Below are 22,939 nucleotides of genomic sequence, written 5' to 3' on the forward strand. Positions count from 1 at the left end.
GAACTTTTTTTACAACAAAATTTATGAGTCTTGAAATAATAGAAGAACTACCGAGGAACTGAATAGATATTAAACTATCAACATTATTGATTATATTTTTCCAAGTCTCGGCATTATAACATTATCTTCTTGCTTATTTAATTTAATATCAGATTGTAAGTCTACTAAGCCCTCACAAAAAATACTGTTATTGACTTCAAAAACGAGTAATTCATCAATCCAATCATAACTCAAACCTTCTTCAGAATGTATTCCTATGGTTACTGTATACACTCCCCTATTCAGGTAACATGGAAGCTGAAATATAACTGTTAGTTGTTGTGTGTTTTCTAAGCTTGGTAGTTTAATATTGAGTAACTGACTATTAGTTCCATAAATTACCAATCCCATCAAATTTCTAATTGAAATGCCTACAATTAAGTCTGATAGTTCAGTTTGTGCTTCTATTAAGACATTAATATGATAAGTTTTGCCTGTTTCTAGCTTTACAATGTTTTTACCTTCTAAATCATTAATTTGAACATTTTTAATAAGAGCTAATTTATTTCCATGCCTATGTACATAATTATTTTCTTTGTTTTTGATGAAATTATCATCATCATTATTTAAAATTTCTATTTCTTCTGAATTTTTTTCTTCAAGCTGCGCTTCTGTTGGCGTTGAGCTTAGTAAAGCAATGTAATGATTGACAACTTCTTTGGGATTACCTATTTCTATCATTTTCCCATAATTTAATAGTACTGCACTCTTACACAACATCTTGACACTTCCAGAATCATGAGAAACGAATAAGAGAGTTACACCTTGTTCTTTCATCTGACGAATCCTCTTCATGCAGCGAGCTTGGAATTTTGCATCCCCTACAGCTAAAGCTTCATCTACAATTAAGATACTCGGTTCCGTGTTAGCAACGACTGCAAATGCTAGTCTTAATACCATGCCACTAGAATAAGTTTTGACGGGATGCTCTATAAAATCTCCAATCTCTGCGAAAGCAGCAATGTCATCAAATTTAGCTTGTATTTCGTCTCGACTTAACCCTAAAATTTGCCCATTAAAAAATACATTTTGCCTTCCCGTAAATTCGGGATTAAATCCGCTACCTAGTTCAAGTAAGGCTGAAACTCTACCGTTAACCCACACCTCGCCCGTCGTTGGTGTCAAGGTTCCAGCAATGATTTGTAGCAATGTACTTTTACCAGAACCATTCTGACCAATAATTCCTAGTGTTTCTCCTTTAGGAATCTCTAAGTTAATATTATGTAATGCCCAAAATTCTTGAGCGTGGCTCTTACCAGGTAGTAAAATTTCTTTGAGTCTATCTACCGGACGAGCATACCGCTTGTAGCACTTTGAGATATTCTTCAGCGAAATTGCAATCTCCTCACCCATAACACTGCATACTTAAATTAATAAATAATTTTTACGTATCTAATTTTGCCAATCAACTAAGTAATTACTTAAAATTTTAGCTTTTTATTGAATCATATCGTTATTCACTATATATTTCACATTAGCATTTGCTTGTTTTAAGAGCAGTTGAATAATGAAGCTTGGCTACAACACATCGGCAAAAGCTGAATGCAAACGCTTGTATACCGTAAAACCACAACAAAATATAATAGTTGCTACGACAGAAGCAACTCCCCATTCTCCCCAGTGCTTCACCTCTCCGACTAACACTAGGTCACGATAAACTTCAGCGATCGCTGCTATTGGATTTAACCAGAATATCAAACTTCGCCATTGCTCTGGAATTGCTGATGCTGGATAGACAAGCGGTGTCGCATAAAACCAAATATTTAAAATCACTCCTAAAGTCTGCGGTATGTCTCGCGAAAATACCGTTATTCCTGCTGCTAAATAGCCCAACCCTGCTGTTAGCGATAACTGCGTTAGCCAGACCAAGGGTAATAGCGCCAAGGTAGTATGTAAAGTATGAGCATTTGCCGCCACGAAAAAAATCAACGCCATTAAACCAAAGGAACTCTCAATGAATGTTGACAAAACTGGCACTAAGGGTAATAAAGCTAGAGGAAACACCACCTTCTTGACTAAATTTGGTTGTCCTAGTACCGAACTGGCGGACTGCATTAAACCACCACTAAAAGCAATCCAAGGAAGTAACCCGGCAAATAGCCACAAACCAAAGGTGAAATCATTTTCTGGTAAACCCTTAAAAGTAGTCAGCTTCACCTTCAGCACAGTAGAAAACACATAAGTATAAATCAGTAACTGTGATAACTGATTTAGCAAAGGCCACAAGTTGCCCAAAACAGAACCTTTGTAACGCGCCTCTAAATCCCGGCGTACTAGAGTTCTCAGTAAGTCGAACTTCGTCCACAACTGTTTATCTATGGGCAAGATGCGTCTCAATCTTCCTACCTTACGTACAACTATCCGCATTGTCGGCAACAATTTTTCCTTCCTCACTCACTACTCACTACCTATTCACCTAATTTGCTCTCACTAGAAGCTTATTATATTTATGAAAGTTTCCTTTTGAGGGACTTTCAAATAAAAAATAAAAACTACTTCTTGTGAGGTGGGCGTCTCGCCCGCATTGTGCAGGGGCGTGCTTTCCGGCTCACCCCACAAGATTGGATAATTTATTTGTTGAAAATCCCTTTAGTGCTTTTAGAATCTATCATCACTAAAAAATCGTATCCAAATTATCTTGCTCATCATACTATAAGTTGGCTATTGTCAAGTGTATTTTTACTACAAAGATAACTTCTGTTTACAAGGCTGCTTTCTTTGTTAAGTATACGAGTTTTTGCTTAACTTAAGCTATCTGGATCAACTCCCTACGCTCGCAAATATTCTGCTAATTTATTAGCCCGTTGGCATTCTTGTTGTAATTGTTTAGCTAACTCTGTTGGCGTTAGTAATTTATCCCCCGTATCTAGACGATAAAATCCCTATAATTCACCCTCCACCGCCACTCTTAGTCCGATGGTTTCTTGTGGCGGACGGGGTGGATCTGTTTGATACATAACTGCTACCTTTGTTGCTTAACTCAACCTATCTGGATTAACTCCCAACGATCGCAAACGTTCCGTTAATCGTTGTGATCGCAGCCGTTCTTGTTTCAACTGTAATTCTGCCTCAGATACCTGTTACTGCGCTTCTAATGCCTGTAATTGTGTCTCAGATGTTTGTTATTGTGCTGTGACAAACATTGGGTATTTACCTGTTTGGTTGTTGATTTAATTTTAAGCTGTTAAGTCAGGAGTTAGAAGTTTGAAATTTTCTCCCCTTCACCGATTTAACTTCATCGATAATCTGTGACGTGGAAAAAGTATTTACCAAAAAGTTCAGGTTTGTGCCAAATCAAAAAAACTGAGTTCTTAATTTTTGATAAAGTCGAGCTTATAGGATGTTTGAAAAGTTCTCGTCAGGGCATACATTAAATAATGAGGTCATGTACAAAACTGCTAAAATTATTTGCTAATCTACATTTTCACAGTTTTTGACCCTTCTTTTTTCTCCTTGGTGAAAAATCCGGGATAATTACTGCTTTTTACTCAGCACTCAATTGTGTCCTTACTTTAAATCCTCTAGATTTATCTATGGGTTACTCAGCACTCCTGAACTCTCCTGGAATCAGTGACCGTTGAGTGACGGATTCCGCTACACTGAGACTTGGTTTATCTGAATTGTAATCTGGCATGGAAATCGGACAAAAGGTTAAAGTCTTTCGTTTGCGCGATCGCGTTTCTCCCCCAGTTGTGAAAAAGCTGGGACAAGTGGGTATCATCCAAGGCTACAAAGTCACCGATGGTGCTGGGATCGGTGTAGTGGTAATGTTTGACGACAATACTTCCACTTGGTTTTTTGAAGATGAAATCAAACCTGTGTAGTAGTAAAGAACTCAGATCCGAGGTTTTATTGATATCTGAAGTTTCAACCATAGGTTGAGAGTCTTTGTTGAATGTTAAGTTGGAGTTGAAAAGCTCGGCGGTGAAAATAGGAATCAACTAATGGCTCTAATTTTGACATTTTTGGGCAAAGGCGGCACCGCTCGTACCAAAATTGCGATCGCCGCCGCCAAATTATTGGCAAGTCAAGGCAAGCGCGTACTTCTAGCAGGACAAGCAGAACCAACGTTGCAAATCCTGCTGGGTACTCCCATTGCTGCCGATCCTCAGGAAATCGCTCCCAATTTGCAAGCAGTCCAGTTTCAAGCATCTGTACTCCTAGAACGTAACTGGGACGAAGTGAAGAAACTTGAGGCGCAATACCTCCGCACGCCCATCTTCAAAGATGTTTTTGGTCAAGAACTGGTAGTATTGCCGGGGATGGACAACGCCCTGGCACTGAATGCTATCCGCGAATATGATGCCAGTGGCAAATATGATGCGATCATCTACGATGGCACGGGCGACTCTTTAACGCTGCGAACGTTGGGTTTGCCAGAATCTCTGAGTTGGTATGTCCGGCGATTTCGGCAATTGTTTGTCAACTCCGATTTGGGGAAGATGATTACTGAATCACCCTTGATTCAACCGCTGATTAGCAGTTTTTTCAATGTCAACTGGACAGCAGATAACTTTGCAGGGCCCACTAACCAAGTCAATAATTTCTTAGAAAAAGGGAGAGCCGCTCTTGCCGATCCCAAGCGTCTCGCTGCTTTCTTAGTGACTACAGGAGATCCAATTCAGGTAGCAAATGCTCGTTATTTATGGGGTAGCGCTCAACAAATTGGTTTAACTGTCGGTGGTGTTCTGCTTGTGTCTACCGAGACAAATGTCAATCTGTTAGAAGAATTTATACCCCTACCTGTGAGCGTCGTTCCCGACTCGCCCACGGGTGATTGGCAACCACTGATAGACGCTCTACCCAACTTTGAAGCACAAGCTTTACAGGCTCCCAAACCTATTGAAATAGACATCCACAATCGTCAAGTACGTTTATTCTTGCCAGGATTTGACAAAAAGCAGGTCAAGCTTACCCAATATGGGCCAGAAGTCACAATAGAAGCAGGAGATCAGCGGCGCAATATTCCCTTACCCCCGGCTTTGAGTGGCAGACCCGTTACTGGAGCAAAGTTTCAGAATAATTATTTGATAATTTCGTTTTAATTTATGGGAGTGGGGAATGGGGAGTGGGGACTGAGGACTGGGTACTGGCGACGGGAAATAGGGAATAAACTTAATCACCAATGCCCAATGACCCATGCCCAATGCCCAATGCCCAATTCCCAATGCCCAATTCCCCATTAATTAGTAAAAACTATGTCAGAATCAACTCCCATACCCCCAGACCCTAACCCATCTGAAGCACTAGACTTAGTGGTAAATAATGCCAATGAGCAAGCAACATCTGCCGATCGCAGTGCAAAAACTAGGCAAATGTTGGGGATGAAAGGTGCAGCGTTTGGGGAAACTTCAATTTGGAAAATTCGTTTGCAGCTCATGAAGCCCATCACCTGGATTCCCCTAATTTGGGGTGTAGTCTGTGGTGCGGCTTCTTCTGGTAACTATACTTGGACGCTGGAAAATGTATTGAAGGTAGCAGCCTGTATGTTACTGGCTGGGCCATTGATGACAGGTTACACCCAAATCCTCAATGATTACTACGATCGCGAAATCGATGCCATCAATGAACCTTATCGCCCCATTCCCTCTGGAGCAATTCCCCTACCCCAAGTAATTATTCAGATTTGGATATTACTGATAGCTGGCATTGGTTTGGCATTTGTGCTTGATGTGTGGTCTGGTCATGAATTTCCGACAATTACAGCGATCGCGATTATCGGTTCTTTCATTGCCTATATTTATTCTGCACCTCCCCTGAAACTCAAACAAAACGGCTGGCTAGGCAGCTACGCTTTGGGTGCAAGCTACATTACTCTACCTTGGTCTACAGGACACGCTTTGTTTGGGGAACTCAATTCCACAATTGTGATTTTGACAATGTTCTACAGCTTGGCTGGATTGGGTATTGCCATTGTCAATGATTTTAAGAGTGTAGAAGGCGATCGCCAGTTAGGATTAAATTCACTACCCGTAATGTTTGGCATCACCACCGCAGCATGGATTTGTGTAGTGACAATTGATGTCTTTCAAGGATTAATTGCAGCTTATCTCGTCAGCATCCACGAGAATCTGTATGCAGCAATACTAGTACTGTTAATCATCCCGCAAATCACCTTGCAGGATATGTATTTCCTACGCGACCCTGTGAAGAATGATGTTAAGTACCAAGCCAGCGCCCAACCTTTCCTGGTTCTGGGAATGCTGGTAACAGGTTTAGCATTGGGTCATGCTGGCGTTTAACTTATACTTTTATAAGGGAAAAGTTAGGAATTAAGAGCAAAACCGGAGACGCTCCGCCTCCAGTTAAGAGATAATATACTTTTAACTCCTAATTTGTATCAGGACATAACGTGTTTAAAGTGATATTTTTCATCATTCATGGGATTCAACCTTTGTTAATCCCAATTTGTTTTATTGGTGCTTGGACTGTAACTATTCTCGTTGTTTTAAGTCTCTGGACAGCGGCACGAGATAGTGTAACTACAGCCAAGCAAATGCATCAAATCCCCTGTACTGGTTGCCAATTTTTTACCGATAATTACCGTCTTAAATGTACTGTACGCCCATCTATTGCCAATACAGAGGAAGCGATCGATTGTTGTGACTATCAACCGAAGACAAATCCTTATCTGTATTAGTTAGGGGGTAGGTATTAGGGACTGGGGAGTGGCGAGAGACTGGTTAGAAAATGAGGCAGATGAGAGAGCAGGTGGCACAGAGGCAGAGGGAAAATAACTAATGACAAATGACAATTAACAATTAACTAATCTCTAATAATACCTTTAAAACACCCCGACTCTGAGCGTGTTCAAAAGCTGCAAGCCCTTCAATAAGAGGGTAGGTGGCATGAATCAGAGGTTGCACGTCAATTTTTCCTGTGGCTAGTAATTGGAGGGCTGGAGCAAAGGGGCCACAACGGGAGCCGATGAGGGTGATTTCATCTACTACTAAAGAAGAAGCATCTAGGCTGAGGTTGCCAGCATAAGTACTTTTCAGTACAAGAGTACCACGAGGACGTAGAGCGCGGCGGGCGATCGCAAATCCTTCTGGGTTCCCGGTGCATTCTACTGAGATATCGAAATATCCATCTGTAACAGCGTCAGCTAGACTTGTTTTTATCCCCCGTGCCTCTAAGTTAGCCAGTTTGTCTCGATGACGCCCCACAGCTAAGAGTTCACAGCTAGTTAGAGCTAGTGTCTGGGCTACCAACTGCCCTAGTTTGCCATCTCCAACCACTAGCACCCGATCATTTGGATGCAATGGCACTTGCTGCTGAATTTCTAGAGCGGCTGCTAAAGGTTCAGTAAATGTTGCTACTTCTGTTGGCACATTATCAGGTACGGGATGCAGGTTCTCCACCGGCAAACAGAGATATTCACTAAAGGCTCCATTGCGGTTGACAATACCCAGAACTGTACGATTTTCGCAGTGAGTTGGTTGTCCACTACGACAAAACCGACAACGCCCACACACAGCATTGATTTCTCCAACTACGCGTTGGTTAACTAAGTGTTCTGGCCCTTGTTCAACAATGCCAACAAATTCATGCCCCAAAATACCAGTGTAAGGATAGTAGCCTCTGAGTAGTTCCAGGTCGGTGTTACAGATACCTGCACGCAAGACGCGTACCAAGGCTTCTCCCTGTGGTGGTTCAGGAACGGGAATATCTGTACGTAATTGCAACTGGTTGTTTTCGAGCCAAAGTCCTTTCATTTTTCTTCACGTCCTTTGCCTAATTATGTTGTCACACCACTTTAAAAAATTTTTATAAATATTTATAAATATATATACCAGCGTACATCTGTACTCTTACAATCACACCTATGTCTCTGTAGAAGGTATTTCTTTAATTCTAGTTACATCAACTTTGCTTAACCAAGTAACTAAGTCGTCTGAGCCAAGTGCAATCTCACTTCCCAAGGTTTTGATATAGAGAAGTCCATCACTGATAATTAAATCTCTAATTGGATACCATGAATCTCGTGTTCTAATCAGAAGTTCCAACGGAATTCCTAGTCTTGAAGTATACTTGCGATATTTCCACCAAGCTCGCCATAGAATCACACATTTAGTACAGTGCATTTGATAACCTTTGGGAACTTCGCAGTATTGATACTGATAGAAACCCCGACTATCTACTTCTCCTTTGAGGATATAACTATATTCTGCTAATGCTTGATTTATCAATTCCCACTGGGTTGATTTTGGAGAAATCAAGAATTCAGATAGGGTGTGAGATATTTGAGCAGTGGCAATTACGCCTTCAGATTTTGCTGTCAGTTGGTTGGTTTTATATACTGTTTGCGCTGTCAAAATAGGATTTGACAACAAAACATCTTTTTTCTGGATAGAGTTTTGCACAAACTCTCGAATTAAATCTAGATTAGACAACATAAAATTTTTTATACTAAATTAACCAGTGTGATGAAAGCCACAACACTACTTAAATTAATAACTACACTGGTCTGGCGCTTAAATCAGGATTCTTACCAGCTTTATTTATACTCAATTCTTTGTTTGACTAGGGTTTTGTTAAGTTTAATGTCGGGTATAGTATTGTTCACTAGGCTGGTTGAGAAAATCACTATTTACAGTGTGGATGAGCTGCAAATTAAATTTTTTTTATGCCTTCGAGAAAAGGTTGAAATACCGAAACTAATTCGGGACGACTAACTACAAGGGTGGGAAAAGAGCGATCGCTATAATCTTCTCCTGGTGACAAGGGAAACGGTTCTGATTTAAGCGATGACCAGACCCCACCAGCAGCCTGGACAATTACCCAAGCCCCCGCTAAGTCCCAAACTTTTGGTGTCGCCTCAATACCACCGAGAGTAGCTCCAGTGGCAACTGTCAAAAAGTTATAGCTAGCCACACCCAACATCCGAATTTTGCAGGGAAAGCCGTTTTGGATAACTGCGGTGCTGCGGGAACAGAGGTTAAAAAAGTGATTGTTGCTGGGACTATCTATACTAGTGTGGATGGGGTGGTTGTTGAGAAATGCTCCTGTTGGTGTTGCTAAACCAGATGAACCTGCCCAGAAACCATGAAAAGCCTGATTCAAGGTTGGTGCGTAAACATAACCAAAAATGGGTGTGCCTCGATACAGTAAACCCAGAGAAATTGTCCAGATGGAAATGCCGCGTGTAAAGTTGGTTGTACCATCTAGAGGGTCAATTACCCAGCACCACTCCGTACCGGGAAATAACTTATCGCTCTCTTCGCTCAAAATGCCGTAGCCAAGGAAACTAGAAGCGATCGCATCCCGAATTTCTTGATCTGCCCATTTATCTGCTTGCGTCACCAAACTACCATCAGCTTTTTGGTCAGCCTGTACTTGCCCAAAATCTTCCATGAGCTGCTTGCCCACTCTGATAGTGGTACTTTGGGCAAAATCAAGAATTGTTGTCCAAAAATCATTCATTGGTTATTTGTTCCATCCCCCATGCCCAATGCCCCATGCCCTATACAGTTTAATCTAAATCGCTTTCTAAAACCGAAGCGATTGCAAGCTTTGTACTTGTTTGAAATTCTGTAATGTTCACCCGATTCAGAAACCAAATTGACAGCACCATTCCCACGGCTTCTAAAACGAATACTAGTCCATAAGCTAGTTCTAGGCTTGGTAGTAGCTTGCGTCCAATATCCAAAACTGTACCTCCGATCACCACCGCGATTCCTCTAGAGATGGACTGCGCTAATCCCCAGGCCCCAATAAACGTACCTGCGGCTTCTGCTGCGGTCAGATCCAACATCAAGCTAATTGCTGCTGTAGTTAAGAAACCTGTGGCTAAACCGAACAATACCAAACCTAATTTGAGAACTGCTGCATTAGCTGTGAATCCTGATATACCTAGCAATATTGCACAGAATGCTACCAACATACAGCCAAAACGTGCAGTTCTGCGCTTACCCAAACGCGGGACAATGTAAAAGCCCGTAATGCCGTAGGCAATTAGTAGACCAGTTCCATAAAAAATATTTAATTTGGTACTTTCCGCTAGGGGCATTTTAAACACTTGACCCGCATAAGGTTCTAAAATCGGGTCTTGCATAAACAAACTGATAGTCATCACCAATAAAAAGGTGAAAAAGATGCCTGTTTGTGGGCTAGCTGTCAAGATTTTCCAAGCATTGCCTAGAGTAATGCTATCTTCCCGGTTCACCAGTGTGGAACGGGTTAAGTATTGGGAGTATTTTTTTTCTACGCCGAATGTGGCTATGATCGCTAAACCAAATACAATTGCTGGGACGATAGTAAACAACTTGTTAACCGCTCCCTGCAAGGTTTCTACGGTTGCTTCTGGCGTTAACTGTTTTAGCAAGCTGCCACTGATAATCGCCCCAACAATAATCCCCACCATTAGCATCGACCAAACCACACCGACTACTTTAGAACGGTTATCTTCTTCAGATATATCGACCAACAAAGCAGCAAAAGCAGTACTGCTAGCACAAATTCCTAGACCGTATACAGCAAAAACTAAAGCCAGAAGCGCTGTCCAGCCGATTGTTTGTGTTGTCCATGCCCAACCACCTGCACTAGTAGCGGCAAGATTCATCTGCCACATTACTTGTACAGCTAAAAATGCTGCGATCGCAAATATTGCCGCGCCCACCCAAACATAAGCTGTGCGATGGTTTCCCCATAACGGCTTGGCATCGGAAATCTGACCGAACCAGACACGGGAAGGAGCAACAAATAAGGGCAGTGCTAGAATTACTGATACCAGCGTTGCCGGAATTGCTATTTCTTGAATCATGACTCTGTTGAGTACTCCCAGAGTCAAAATGGACATCATGCTCAACCCCATCTGAAATAAACCCAGCCGGAACATGGTCAGCAGGTTGACCCTTGGCACAGATAAGGTTTTTGTTTTGGTATCAAATACTTCACCGCTTGCCATAGCTATTTTTTCGTATGGTTTATTAGAATTTAATCTCTCTCTTTAAATAACAATAAACTGTTCGATATTCAATTTCTACACCTGAACGTTTTAGGGAAAGAAAATCACACTCATTTTTGCCTGAAGTCCAACTATAGTCTCATGTATAACTGTGCTGTTAAACTTATTGCCAGAATTTATCTTTATTGAGCGACTAAAATTGATAATATTCTTATCATCGTAGATTCTCCAAATCTTGACCAACAAATTCAGCCGATGAACTCCATGCAGATTTAATCTCATTCGTATCAGGATCGCGATACCAAGCTGCTTGCCAAACTTTATTCATATTCCACTCCCAAGACACTATTTTACCTTTTGTAAAACTTGTAAGAGTAGTTGGGAAAATCATAAACCTAACAAAAGCATCGCCTGGATGCCTTTTTGTTTCAATAATTACTCCTTTGACAGATTCTTGAACTCTTGTACAGTCTGGATCAGAATAGACTAAAACCCCTGGATGATAAATTATATAAACTTCATGAGGGATTGATTTAAGACTTTCCAGAATAGATAAACCACTTTCTACTGCTAATGAAATATCATCTGAATCTACCTCCTGACCATGAACACTTTTATTACGTATTGACCAGAAGTAATTAGCTTTTTGTATTTCAGTAAAACCATACGGTTACAAAAGCTTGACATCAGCAAAGAATCTACCTTGAGACTTTTCTGAAAGTCCCATACTAGCAATTAAGTATCGAAGCTGTCTTTCAATTTCAGATGCTAGTACAATTAAATTAGCTTTAGGAAATGAATGCAATTGTTCAATTCGAGCTTGAATTTCCTCTTCCATTACTTCTTCAATAACTTCTTGGCTCGCACCATATAAGTCTAGAAAAGATGAGAATTTGACTATGTGAAAAGATTGACCTTCTGAGATACGACGAAATTCTTCAATAAGTTCAAAACGAGGATATAGCGGACGACCCTCGCTCTGACTCCACCAATCTGCTTTTTGATCTGAGGAAACGAAAATCACACTCTTCTTATGGGTTTGTTCAAGCTCTAGAATTGTGTACCAAATTATTACATCACCACATCCCTCATCTGGTTTTCTAGCATCTTTGTATCCTGGTGGAAGCTTATACTCACAATCCTTTTGTATTCTTTGTCTTAACTGAGATTCTTCAAGTTCAATATCATGGACAACTCCTTGGGCAAAAAGAGAACTATACATAACACTGACAGGATCATTCCAATACCATTGGCTAATATTGTCTAATATCTTACTTATACATTTATTATATTCACTAATTTTTTCATTTAACTTTTCTTCGATTTCAATGGCTTTTTGATATGCCTTTAATCCTTCCAGTAGTGGGTAATTACCTAAAGTAAGTGAAGATTTTTTTCTTGAAATTTGCTGATATAAATCTTTTAATTTTGTGACCCTATGTTCTGCAAACTCGCGTGCTGCTTGTCCAGGAATAACTAAGCGATTACTATCAACTAGTAATTTATATATTTTATTTATTTGTTCTAGACTTGCTTTGCCTGTCGTATAGGGAACCAACAACGAATTAGTGTCAATTACAATAAAACAGTCGTCTTTAATCTCCTCTACTGATTTAGGACGAAAAGAAAAGATACTTTCAGCATGAGGATACAAAGAATTGCGATAAAGCATCTCTTTCTTGTTGCCTTTCTCTTGGTTATCCATAGATATCGAAGTTGTACTAGAGGATATTTTAACAGTTATTACTTACTAGCTAAATTTCTAATAATTTACTAAACTTATATGAAAGGTCTAAAACTAAGTTAAAACGTAATTAATTATAACATAGAATATAACTCTATTTATATACATATCACTAGAGTGATAGTATTGTGCTTGCCCTGTTATTGGACACAATCAAGCTACAGAAAAATATAAGTGTGAAAATGTGGTTTTCACTACGCTATTTCATTGAATTAGTAAGATAAACTTGCCGTATATATGTCATCAAAGCACTTAGCTTTATCTAGTAATCAAAAAGGCATAAGCAATGAGTAAAGAAGCAGTCAAAGTAATATTATGGGAAGAAAATCAAAAAGATTTTCTAAAAAAGTTCTATGATCTCCAATTTACTCCCAGAGTAGGAGAGGAAGTTTACCTAAAAAAGGAAAGATGGAAAGTAACCAGGGTTGAGCATGATGTAGAAATTAGTGAGATTAATGTCTACATGGAATTAATCAAAAAAGCTAAGCAGGATAAATCATCTAATTCTTAAATACAAGTAAATACACCCAACTATTATAAAAGGGAGGTTATTAGCCTCCCTTAATTCTGAGAATAGTAAATTATCAGATGTAATTTGTAAATCTTTATGCAAACCGCGATGTCTACGACGGGCTACGCCTTGCACAACAAGATTTGCAGCCAAGTGGTGGCGATCGCACCGTATTTTGTCTATAACGATACACTATATAAAGAAATGTAAAGAAATTAAATTTTGCAACCGTGGAAAACATCACATTGGGGCAAAATGGCCCAGCTGTTACACCCTTGTGCATAGGCACTTGGGCTTGGGGTGATAAACTATTTTGGAATTATGGCGATCGCTACGGCCCAGAACAGTTACAAGAAGCCTTTACCGCAGCCTTAGAAGCTGGTATTACCTTCTTTGATACTGCCGAAGTCTACGGAATGGGAAAGAGCGAGAAATTTTTGGGACAATTTCTGCAACAGACACAACAGCCTGTACAAATCGCCACAAAATTTGGCCCCCTACCGTGGCGATTTACAGCCCAATCCGTCTCTGATGCTTTAACAGCCAGCCTCAAACGGCTAGAACTTGAGCGAATCGCCCTGTATCAAGTACATTGGCCTTTTGCCTTCTTTTTAAGCCAAGAAACTTTGATGAATGCCCTAGCGGATGAAGTGAAGCGGGGCAGGATTGCCGCAGTCGGTGTGAGTAATTACTCAGCAGAGCAAATGCGAGACGCACATCAAATATTGGCGGTCCGTGGAGTGCCTTTGGCTGTGAACCAAGTACGCTATTCTTTACTCAGTCGCCAAATTGAAAGCAAAGGTATTATCGCAACTGCGCGTGAGTTAGGTGTGACTATTTTGGCTTATAGTCCTTTAGCTCAGGGATTACTTACAGGCAAGTATAGTATTAATAGTGCTGAAACGCCCACTGGTGCGAGGAAAATAGACCCGCGATTTAACAAAGAAGGGCTGCAAAAAATTGCCCCAGTCATATCTTTGCTACGTAGCTTCGGGGAAAAATACGATCGCACTCCTGCTCAAGTTGCTCTTAACTGGTTAATTGCTCAGGGGAATGTTATTCCGATTGCTGGGGTGAAGACAGCCGAACAAGTGCGGCAAAATGCTGGCGCTTTGGGCTGGAGATTGAGCGAGGATGAAATTGGAGAGTTAGAACAAGTTAGTCGTCTTTGGCTGTAGTTTTTTTAAACTGTCTAAAAAAGCCAAAAAGTCAAGAGTCCAAAGTCAAAATCTTAACTCTTGACTTTTAACTCTTAACTCTCAATTTTGCGAATTAATTTAGATTTTGGATTAAAAGAAAAGTCTAAAATCCAAAATTGTTTAACTTCTAACTCTTGACTAAGAAGCTGATTCTCTGGCTGTAGGTGAACCTATTTTTTTACTAGGGGATGCAGAAGAATCTTGCCCACTTGTCCGCAGTTTTGGCTTGGGAGAAGAATGTCTTTCTTCACCATTGCTGTTATCTGATTTCCACGCAGAACGGGGGCGATCGCTGGAAGATTCACGACGCTTACCAAGCCTTGGTTTGGGAGCGGAGGATTCCTCTTGGGGAATTTCGACGTCTGAACTCAACCAAGCAGGACGAGTTTGATCGTAAGCAATTTGCAGTGCAGCTGCGGCGATCGCTTGAGCATCGTATTCTTCAATCAGTTCGCTGACAATTGGCAAAAATGAAGCCAAACGCTCACCTGTCAAAGCTTCTCGCACCTGTTCTTGTAATTTCAGAATGTGTCGCGCTTCAATCTGGGCGCGTGTAGGAATTGACAGCAACTGCCAACTTTGGCGGTTATGACGTTCAAATGTTTGCTGCTTGCGCCGCTCGAATGGTTGTACTAAAGAAATTGCTGTTCCTTCTTTACCAGCACGACCAGTACGACCAATACGATGGACGTAAGTTTCTACGCTATCGGGTAAGTCGTAGTTGATTACATGGGAGAGTTGATCGACATCTAACCCTCGTGCTGCAATATCAGTTGCTACCACCCAACGGACTTGACGATTACGGAATCTGATCAATAAGCGTTCTCGCGCTTGTTGTGACAAATCACCGTGGTATTCGTCGACGCTATGACCAGCCCCTTGTAACTGACTGGTGAGTTCTGCGGCTGTGCGTCTGGTGCGGACGAAGATTAAAGCTGTTTCTGGATCTTCCATTTCCAGAATCGGCTGTAAAGCTTTGGCTTTTGTCCAGTGGCGAGGGATCAGGTAAGCTACCTGATTAATTTTGTTAGGAGCAGCTTTTGGTTGCTCAACGGTGACAGTCGCCGGCGATCGCAAGAACTTGTTCACCAACATCCGAATCGATGGTGGCATTGTTGCCGAGAATAAAGCTGTTTGCCGATCTACGGGCGCTTGAGAGAGGATTTTTATCACATCGTCGATAAAGCCCATGCTCAACATTTCATCAGCTTCATCCAACACAAACCACTTGACTTGATCGAGCTTTAAACAGCCGCGATCAAGCAAATCGATTACCCGTCCGGGAGTACCCACAACCATGTGAACGCCACGTTTGAGTTGTAACATTTGACGGTCAATTGATTGACCACCGTAGATTGCTAACACCCGCAATCCTTCATTACCGATGAATTGAGCGATCGCATCGTGAACTTGCATCGCTAATTCACGAGTTGGTGTTAAAACTATGGCTTGCACAGCTTTTTGATTAACATCAAGCCGCTCTAGAATTGGCAGTGAAAATGCTGCCGTTTTACCTGTTCCAGTTTGAGATTGACCTACCACATCACGACCGTCAAGCAATTGGGGAATTGCTTGCACTTGAATGTTAGTTGGTTCGGTAAAACCAATTTTTTCTAGTTGTTCGACACGTTCTTGGGAAATACCTAATTCTTGAAATGAAAGAGTCATTAATTCGTCCTAAATTTTATGTAAGGATTTTTGGATTAGTCATTTAGTCATTAGTTATTAGTCATTAGTCATTAGTCATTAGTCATTAGTTATTGGCTAGTTAGTCAGCCAAGGGCGATAGCAAAGCCTCAAATCTTGGAGAAGCTATGCCCAGGAGTGAGTCCCCGAATTTCAGGTAAACCCTCATGAAAACTGCCATTAATGCAGCGTTGATATTGGGATAAGGGTGAATCTGTAAGGGTCATTTAACAAAAGACAAAGGACAAAAGACAAAGGACAATTTAGTTATTGACTACTTGACCATAGAGGTCGTATGTATCAGCGTGGTGAATCGCTATTGGTACGATGGTTCCTAATTTTGCCTGGCCTTTGACATATACCAGACCATCAACCTCTGGGGAAAATCTACCTGAACGACCGATTAATTCACCACTTTCAGGATTTTCTTGCTCAATCAGGACATCAACGATTTTGCCTACTTCCTGTTGATTTTTCTTTTGAGAAATCGGTTGCTGGATTTCCATAATTTGGTATTGGCGCTCGTCCATCACCAATTGGGGCAACTGATTTGGCAACTTGTAAGCTGGGGTTCCTTCCTCAGAGGAAAAGGTGAAGACACCAACATGGTCAAATTCATGCCGTTGAACAAACTCTAGTAGATGCTCAAAATGCTCTTCAGTTTCTCCTGGGAAACCAACAATAAATGTTGTCCGCAGTACGGCTGTTGGTAGCGCCGTTTTGATGCGATCTATAATCCCATCATTTACACGCCCTTGCCAAGGACGATTCATGGCGCGGAGAATATCTGGATGAGAATGCTGCAATGGCAAATCCAGGTAAGGCAAAACGTTGGGCGTTTCTTGGATCGCCGCGATCACATCTGGGGTCAGTCCCGTGGGATAAGCGTAATGCATTCTGATCCACGGTATATCTACTTTCCCCAAAGCGCGAAGTAATTCGGCTAATTTTGGCTTACCGTAAATATCTAGACCGTAGTTAGTGGTGATTTGGGAAATTAGAATAATTTCCTTTACCCCTTGACTAACTAACTGCTCCGCTTCGGCGACGATAGATTCAATAGTACGCGATCGCTGGTTTCCTCGAAGATGAGGAATGATACAAAATGCACAACGATAATCACATCCTTCCGCAACCCGGAGGTAAGCAACACCCTCCGTTGTCGTGCGATAGCGCGGTGTAGTTTCGTCGGCAATATAGGTTGGCTCTATACTAACCTGTTTGACCCGCTCGCCTTGTTCTACACGCTCAATTACATTTACAATTTTGTGATAATCGCCTGTACCCACAACGGCTACTGCTTCAGGCAACTCCTCCAAAAGTTGTTCTTGGAAATGTTGCGCCATACAGCCAGTGATTACGATCTTTTTATTTGCCTCTGCCAGTTCTACTAAAGTTCTGACAGATTCTTGCCGGGCCGCTTCAATAAAACTACAAGTATTAACAATAACGTAATCTGCTAACTCTTCATTTGTATCTACACCGTAGCCTGCTTCTACGAGCATTCCCAGCATGTGTTCTGTATCAATTCGATTTTTCTCGCAGCCCAGGTGAGAAATAGCAATTGTTGGCTTGTCACCCATATTTTGAAAATATCTTCATTTTTTTCTTGTAGTCAAACATTTGTGCGCTCATTTCGCTTTTTCGCGATTGTTATCCTTCTAATAACAGTACAGCCGCAGATTCTCACTGTCAGTAACTGTCCATAGAGTTATGACTCTATCAATAATAAAAATAGAGGTCATGTTATGATATTATTATCAATCTGTTCCCCAGGGTAAATTGAAGTGTCTTTGGGTACATTTGACACTTGTTATGTTTTTTAACAATTCGCCTATTGGTATTTTACATTACCACAGCGTGTGCGTTGTTAACCTACCCATCGGGAAGCCGCCCAAAGGGCTTGTTGTGAGAAGTCGCTACCCTCAGGGAAATCGACGAAAGCGACTACGCCTATAAAGCAGTAATGCTACCCTGGCAATTGGCAAGTCCTACGACAGTGCGCGGACAAGACGCCTAAACCAGGGAAAGCTGCCTTGCGTCTAATGAGTGGCAAACTCCTCTTGTAGCCAGGTTTTATCTTAACATATCTTATGGGAGGTTTGATGCTAATTTCCATCTGAGGAAAGAGGCAAGAAACCGACTATCATAAAACACATTTGACTAGTTAATGAAAAGTCAAGAGTCAAGGGTCAAGAAAAGCCAGTCACGTGCGGGGTTTTTCCCGTTGAAGAGCCACCCCTGTAAATAGGTTCTCTCCTTTGAGGGGAGTGGTGTTGAACTGGCGTTCAATAGTCAAAAAATTCTGGACTCTGGACTCCGCGAGGCGGATTAAAGACGTGGACTTATATCAGATATTTAAAACTCGTTCACCAATTATTGGCGTGGTTCACCTGCTACCACTGCCTACTTCACCCCGTTGGGGAGGTAGTTTAAAAGCGGTGATTGACCGCGCCGAACAAGAAGCCGCAGCCTTGGCAAGTGGAGGGGTTGACGGTCTGATTGTCGAGAATTTTTTCGATGCACCGTTTACTAAAAACCAAGTCGATCCAGTGGTTGTGAGTGCCATGACCATTGTGGTGCAGCGGATACAGAATTTGGTGACTTTGCCTATAGGCTTAAATGTTTTGCGAAACGATGCCAAAAGCGCAATAGCGATCGCTAGCTGTGTACAGGCGCAATTTATCCGCGTCAACGTCCTCACAGGGGTGATGGCAACCGACCAGGGATTAATTGAGGGAGAAGCCCATCAACTACTCCGTTATCGACGGGAGTTAGGTTGTGATGTTAAAATCCTGGCCGATGTGTTGGTGAAACACGCCCGTCCTTTGAGTTCTCCAAATCTCACAGTCGCTGTGAAAGACACCATTGAAAGGGGTTTAGCAGACGGAGTTATTTTGTCTGGTTGGGCTACAGGTAGTCCTCCTAATTTAGAAGATTTGGAATTAGCTTGTGGCGCAGCAAATGGCACGCCAGTGTTCATTGGCAGTGGGGCTAATTGGGAAAATATTGATACATTGATGCAAGCAGCAGATGGTGTAATAGTTTCCAGTTCCCTGAAACGTCACGGACGTATAGAGCAACCAATTGACCCAATTCGCGTCAGCCAATTTGTGGAAGTTGCCCGTCGCAATTGGAACTCCAAAAGTGAAGGCAAATCAGCAGAACAAGTGAAGTTACATTCTTAACTGGGGATTGGGAATAGGGACTAGGGACTGGGAACTAGAGAAAAGTTTTCTGAATCACCAGTACCCAATCCCCAATCACCAGTCCCCATTCCCCATTCCCCAATATTTATGATTCGCCGCCGTTCTACTCCTTGGATTCATAAATGGTCACGTCCATTGATTGCCGCGATCGCTGGATGTGGTGCCCTGATAACAGGTTATCTGACCATAGAAAAGTTAACTGGAGGCAGTGCCGCTTGTGTGGCACAGGCTGGTGCTAAGGGTTGTAATGATGTGCTTTCCAGTCCTTGGGCAACGGTTTTTGGTCAGCCATTAGCTTTGTTTGGGTTTTTAGCATACACCAGTATGGTGATATTGGCTTTGGCTCCTTTGGTATTCAACTCAGGGGAAAACAATAACCGCAAACAATTGGAAAATTGGACGTGGTGGTTGCTGCTGGTAGGTGCGATCGCTATGTCTGTCTTTAGCGGCTACTTAATGTATGTGCTGACATCTCAAATCAAAGCTATTTGTCTTTACTGTATCGGTTCAGCTTTGTTCTCTGTGAGTCTTTTGATACTAACGATTATTGGTCGGACTTGGGAGGATATTGGACAAATCTTCTTTACCACCCTAATTGTAGGGATGGTAACGCTGATTGGTACTTTAGGCATTTATGCTGGCATAAATAAATCAGATGTTACACCTGGAACTCCTGGACAACCCACAAAAATTACCTTTACTCCCAAGGAAAACCCTAACCCAGCGTTCGGTTGGGAAGTTACCACTACTTCTAGTGAAGCAGAAATAGCCTTAGCACGCCATCTGGCGAAGGTAGGCGCGAAGGAATATACTGCTTACTGGTGTCCTCACTGTCATGAACAAAAGTTGCTTTTTGGTAAAGAAGCTGAGGAAGTAATCAACAATGATGTTAAGGTAGAGTGCGCTCCCGATGGACTCAAAGCTCAACCAGAACTGTGTAAAGCCGCAAAAATTGAAGGTTTCCCTACTTGGATCGTTAATGGTAAAAGCTATAGCGGAGTCCAAAACTTAGAGGAACTAGCGAAAGTTTCTGGTTACACAGGGTCTCGCAACTTCAAGTATTTTAAGTAAAGTACCTACACTGACCTTCAGTAGTTCACACATCATAGTCAACTGGATGAATAAAGTAAAATCTGTTTCCAGTTGGCTTTTTTGTTTTTGGTAATAGATAATAGGTCTTATCCAATGCCCAATTACCAATTTTCCTGCGGCTTTTATCTGCAAATACTTAAGCTCAAAGAAATTTACTAAGTATATTTTCTTCAAAACAATGTATATTTTAATTTCTTTTTATAACACTTGAGAGCCACCTTGGGATGTAATCATGTCAGGCTCGAACCGGAGGTGTGTCTGTTATAAGTTAACGTAATTCTTAGCAAAATACCTAATCTATCGCAAATGTGAGCTTAATTGAGTAAGCTCTACTAGAGAAGGCTTTGAAAGTAAATTTACTGAACTCACTTCCAACAATATTTATTAATCTGTGCTGATAGCCACAAGAGTCCCAGTTGTCCTTTGGTCAGATAATTGGTCTCAATATATGGTAATACATCACAAATACCACGATGTCTTGATGAACCTTGCTGAGTTGAAAAAATTTTTAGAAACTCTATTTAGCTCCTACTTGAGCTATGTTAGTCCGATAGTTAATAGCTATAGGAAATAGAGAATATTTTTGCCTATTAGGTGATGGGAATGAATCAGCAGCTAGGCAAGCGTTTTGTGAAGTTAATCTTTAGATTGAAACAATCGCTTAGTCGAGGACACAGAGAATTGATTACTGCGGCCAGCGTTGCAGTCTGCGTCCTAGTTTTGCACTCCATTGGATTATTGCAATCTTTGGAGTTGGCGGCTTTGGATCAATTTTTTCGCTTACGTCCAAATGAACCACCAGAAGAGCGGATTACGATCGTAGTGATTGATGAGACCTATATAAACGAAGTAGGTTCATGGCCAATTTCAGATGCGAATATTGCCCAGTTATTGCAAAAATTAAATGTCTACAAACCCCGTGCTATTGGCTTAGATATTTACAGAGATTTACCAGTAAAACCTGGGAATCAAGAATTGCGTAATACTTATAATTCAATGCCCAACTTGATTGGTATTGAACTACTATCAAAAAACAAAAACTTTAGTGTTCCGCCTCCACTAGGACTGAATCAGGATCAAGTGGGCTTTAATAACGTGCTGTACGATCTTGATGGTAAAGTGCGTCGCAGTTTGTTGTATTGGCACGTTAAAAGTGAAGTACACGAAAGTTTTGCCTTGAAGTTAGCTTTATTGTATTTAAAGTCAAAGGGAATTACTCCTACGAAAGCAAAAAGCAACCCTGAGTATTTGCAATTGGGTAAGGTAGTATTTACTCGTTTTGAGGCTAATGATGGTGCTTATGTGGGAGCTGATGATAGAGGCTACCAAATTTTAAGTAATTTTCCCAAACCTAAATGTCAAACTTCATCTAAGCAACTTTGTAGTTTTCGCCAGGTATCAATGAGAGATGTACTGGCAGATAAAGTCAAAGCAAACTTAATTAAAGATCGGATTATACTTATTGGCTCCACTGCATCCAGTCTCCAAGATTCTGTATTTATTCCCTACTCCAGCAGTGTAATGGGTATAGCAAAGCCTGAGCCTGTACCTGGTATTCAATTGCAGGCTTATTTTATTAGTCAGTTAATCTCTGCTGCTGTTGATGGAAGACCATTACTGAAAGTCTGGCCTGACTTGGTGGAATACTTGTGGGTTTTTGTTTGGTCTTATCTGGGAGCTGTGACGATATGGCGGATACGACACGCAACTAGGAGTCTCTTCTGTATCCTAGTTTCTTGCTTTGTATTGACCGTGAGTGCATACCTTGCTTTCTTGTACGGTTGGTGGATACCACTTATTCCCTCACTGGTTTGCTTTGGCATTTCAGCTATTTGGATGACTAGTCATATTGCTCACATGCAGCAAGAGTTGAAACGTTCCAAAGAATTTTTGCATCACGTCATCAACACGATTCCCGATCCAATTTTCGTGAAAAATGAACAACACCAGTGGATTGTTTTAAATGAGGCGTATTGTCGATTTATCGGTTATCCAAATAAGTTATTAATTGAAAAGTCAGACTATGACTTTTTCCCAATACATGAAGCTGATGTGTTTCGACAACAGGACGATCTTGTTTTTCGGACTCAGCATCCTCAGGAACATGAGGAAGAATTTACAAATGCTGATGGACAGACTCATCAGATTGCCACTAAGCGATCGCTTCATAAAGACTCAGCTGGCAATTTCTTTTTAGTTGGTGTCATCCGAGATATTACTCAGCGCAAGTTGATGGAAGAACAGCTTAAGCGTACTGCTGCTGAACTATACCGCTCTAATAATGAATTAAGACTCAAAGAAGACCACTTACGTTATTTAGCGTATCACGACCCCCTGACCGGTTTATACAATCGCAAATTTTTTGCCGAAAAACTCTACGAGTCCTTACATTGGGCACAACACAACAACTTGTTGCTGGGGTTGCTGTTTATCGATCTAGATGGCTTTAAACAAGTCAATGATACTTTAGGACACGAGACAGGCGATCGCTTGCTAATGACTATAGCGGTTCCTGATTGAGTGCAATACAGTATGGGATAATGGAGTATATTA

The 22,939-nt window shown here is 41.3% G+C and carries 18 protein-coding genes; 9 read left to right on the forward strand and 9 right to left on the reverse strand.

Annotated elements, in window-relative coordinates:
• Window positions 1-90 precede the first annotated feature (90 nt).
• A complete protein-coding gene (locus tag ACFE93_RS19750; RefSeq protein ID WP_375475397.1) occupies window positions 91-1,392 on the reverse strand; it encodes an ABC transporter ATP-binding protein in 1,302 nt (433 codons plus the stop codon).
• Window positions 1,393-1,557: 165 nt separating this feature from the next.
• Window positions 1,558-2,406 carry an ABC transporter permease gene (locus ACFE93_RS19755; RefSeq protein ID WP_375475428.1) on the reverse strand — a complete coding sequence of 283 codons (849 nt, stop codon included), beginning with the start codon at window positions 2,404-2,406 and terminating at the stop codon, window positions 1,558-1,560.
• Window positions 2,407-3,671: 1,265 nt separating this feature from the next.
• On the opposite strand from ACFE93_RS19755, the gene ACFE93_RS19760 reads away from it, so the two are divergent.
• The 4 genes from ACFE93_RS19760 (at window position 3,672) to ACFE93_RS19775 (ending at window position 6,679) form a co-directional block, all read left to right on the forward strand.
• Window positions 3,672-3,863: a DUF2862 domain-containing protein gene (locus tag ACFE93_RS19760; protein ID WP_334849813.1), complete on the forward strand. Its 192-nt coding sequence runs from the start codon at window positions 3,672-3,674 to the stop codon at window positions 3,861-3,863.
• A gap of 120 nt (window positions 3,864-3,983) precedes the next feature.
• A complete protein-coding gene (locus ACFE93_RS19765; RefSeq protein ID WP_375475399.1) occupies window positions 3,984-5,084 on the forward strand; it encodes an ArsA family ATPase in 1,101 nt (366 codons plus the stop codon).
• A gap of 153 nt (window positions 5,085-5,237) precedes the next feature.
• Window positions 5,238-6,281: a chlorophyll synthase ChlG gene (gene chlG, locus ACFE93_RS19770; RefSeq protein WP_375475401.1), complete on the forward strand. Its 1,044-nt coding sequence runs from the start codon at window positions 5,238-5,240 to the stop codon at window positions 6,279-6,281.
• A 110-nt stretch (window positions 6,282-6,391) separates the two neighbouring features.
• Window positions 6,392-6,679, forward strand: coding sequence for a hypothetical protein (locus ACFE93_RS19775; protein WP_375475403.1), 288 nt, complete (start codon window positions 6,392-6,394; stop codon window positions 6,677-6,679).
• A 121-nt stretch (window positions 6,680-6,800) separates the two neighbouring features.
• Here ACFE93_RS19775 and ACFE93_RS19780 read toward each other — a convergent pair whose 3' ends face one another.
• From ACFE93_RS19780 to ACFE93_RS19800, 5 genes are all read right to left on the reverse strand, one after another.
• Entirely contained in the window at window positions 6,801-7,754 is a 954-nt protein-coding gene (locus ACFE93_RS19780; protein ID WP_375475405.1) for an alcohol dehydrogenase catalytic domain-containing protein, read from the reverse strand.
• 108 nt (window positions 7,755-7,862) lie between these two features.
• A complete protein-coding gene (locus tag ACFE93_RS19785) occupies window positions 7,863-8,435 on the reverse strand; it encodes a hypothetical protein (protein WP_375475407.1) in 573 nt (190 codons plus the stop codon).
• A gap of 217 nt (window positions 8,436-8,652) precedes the next feature.
• Window positions 8,653-9,462 carry an inositol monophosphatase family protein gene (locus tag ACFE93_RS19790; protein ID WP_375475409.1) on the reverse strand — a complete coding sequence of 270 codons (810 nt, stop codon included), beginning with the start codon at window positions 9,460-9,462 and terminating at the stop codon, window positions 8,653-8,655.
• Window positions 9,463-9,511: 49 nt separating this feature from the next.
• Complete coding sequence (locus tag ACFE93_RS19795) at window positions 9,512-10,945, reverse strand: BCD family MFS transporter (RefSeq protein WP_375475411.1); 1,434 nt, start codon at window positions 10,943-10,945, stop codon at window positions 9,512-9,514.
• A gap of 670 nt (window positions 10,946-11,615) precedes the next feature.
• Window positions 11,616-12,650, reverse strand: a complete 1,035-nt coding sequence (locus ACFE93_RS19800) for a PIN domain-containing protein (RefSeq protein WP_375475413.1) — start codon at window positions 12,648-12,650, stop codon at window positions 11,616-11,618.
• A 325-nt stretch (window positions 12,651-12,975) separates the two neighbouring features.
• Here ACFE93_RS19800 and ACFE93_RS19805 point away from each other — a divergent pair, with 325 nt between their 5' ends.
• Window positions 12,976-13,200: a hypothetical protein gene (locus ACFE93_RS19805; RefSeq protein WP_334923538.1), complete on the forward strand. Its 225-nt coding sequence runs from the start codon at window positions 12,976-12,978 to the stop codon at window positions 13,198-13,200.
• A gap of 230 nt (window positions 13,201-13,430) precedes the next feature.
• Window positions 13,431-14,378, forward strand: a complete 948-nt coding sequence (locus ACFE93_RS19810) for an aldo/keto reductase (protein WP_375475416.1) — start codon at window positions 13,431-13,433, stop codon at window positions 14,376-14,378.
• A 159-nt stretch (window positions 14,379-14,537) separates the two neighbouring features.
• Here ACFE93_RS19810 and ACFE93_RS19815 read toward each other — a convergent pair whose 3' ends face one another.
• A complete protein-coding gene (locus ACFE93_RS19815; RefSeq protein WP_375475418.1) occupies window positions 14,538-16,067 on the reverse strand; it encodes a DEAD/DEAH box helicase in 1,530 nt (509 codons plus the stop codon).
• Window positions 16,068-16,348: 281 nt separating this feature from the next.
• On the reverse strand, window positions 16,349-17,668 hold the full coding sequence (gene rimO, locus ACFE93_RS19820) for a 30S ribosomal protein S12 methylthiotransferase RimO (RefSeq protein WP_375475420.1): 1,320 nt from the start codon (window positions 17,666-17,668) through the stop codon (window positions 16,349-16,351).
• A gap of 756 nt (window positions 17,669-18,424) precedes the next feature.
• Here rimO and btpA point away from each other — a divergent pair.
• From btpA to ACFE93_RS19835, 3 genes are all read left to right on the forward strand, one after another.
• Complete coding sequence (gene btpA, locus ACFE93_RS19825) at window positions 18,425-19,273, forward strand: photosystem I biogenesis protein BtpA (RefSeq protein WP_375475430.1); 849 nt, start codon at window positions 18,425-18,427, stop codon at window positions 19,271-19,273.
• A 108-nt stretch (window positions 19,274-19,381) separates the two neighbouring features.
• Window positions 19,382-20,365: a vitamin K epoxide reductase family protein gene (locus ACFE93_RS19830; protein ID WP_375475422.1), complete on the forward strand. Its 984-nt coding sequence runs from the start codon at window positions 19,382-19,384 to the stop codon at window positions 20,363-20,365.
• A 624-nt stretch (window positions 20,366-20,989) separates the two neighbouring features.
• Window positions 20,990-22,906: a CHASE2 domain-containing protein gene (locus tag ACFE93_RS19835; RefSeq protein ID WP_375475424.1), complete on the forward strand. Its 1,917-nt coding sequence runs from the start codon at window positions 20,990-20,992 to the stop codon at window positions 22,904-22,906.
• Window positions 22,907-22,939 lie beyond the last annotated feature (33 nt).

Origin of the sequence: uncultured Nostoc sp., from assembly GCF_964247315.1 — a bacterium.
Classification (GTDB): domain Bacteria; phylum Cyanobacteriota; class Cyanobacteriia; order Cyanobacteriales; family Nostocaceae; genus Nostoc.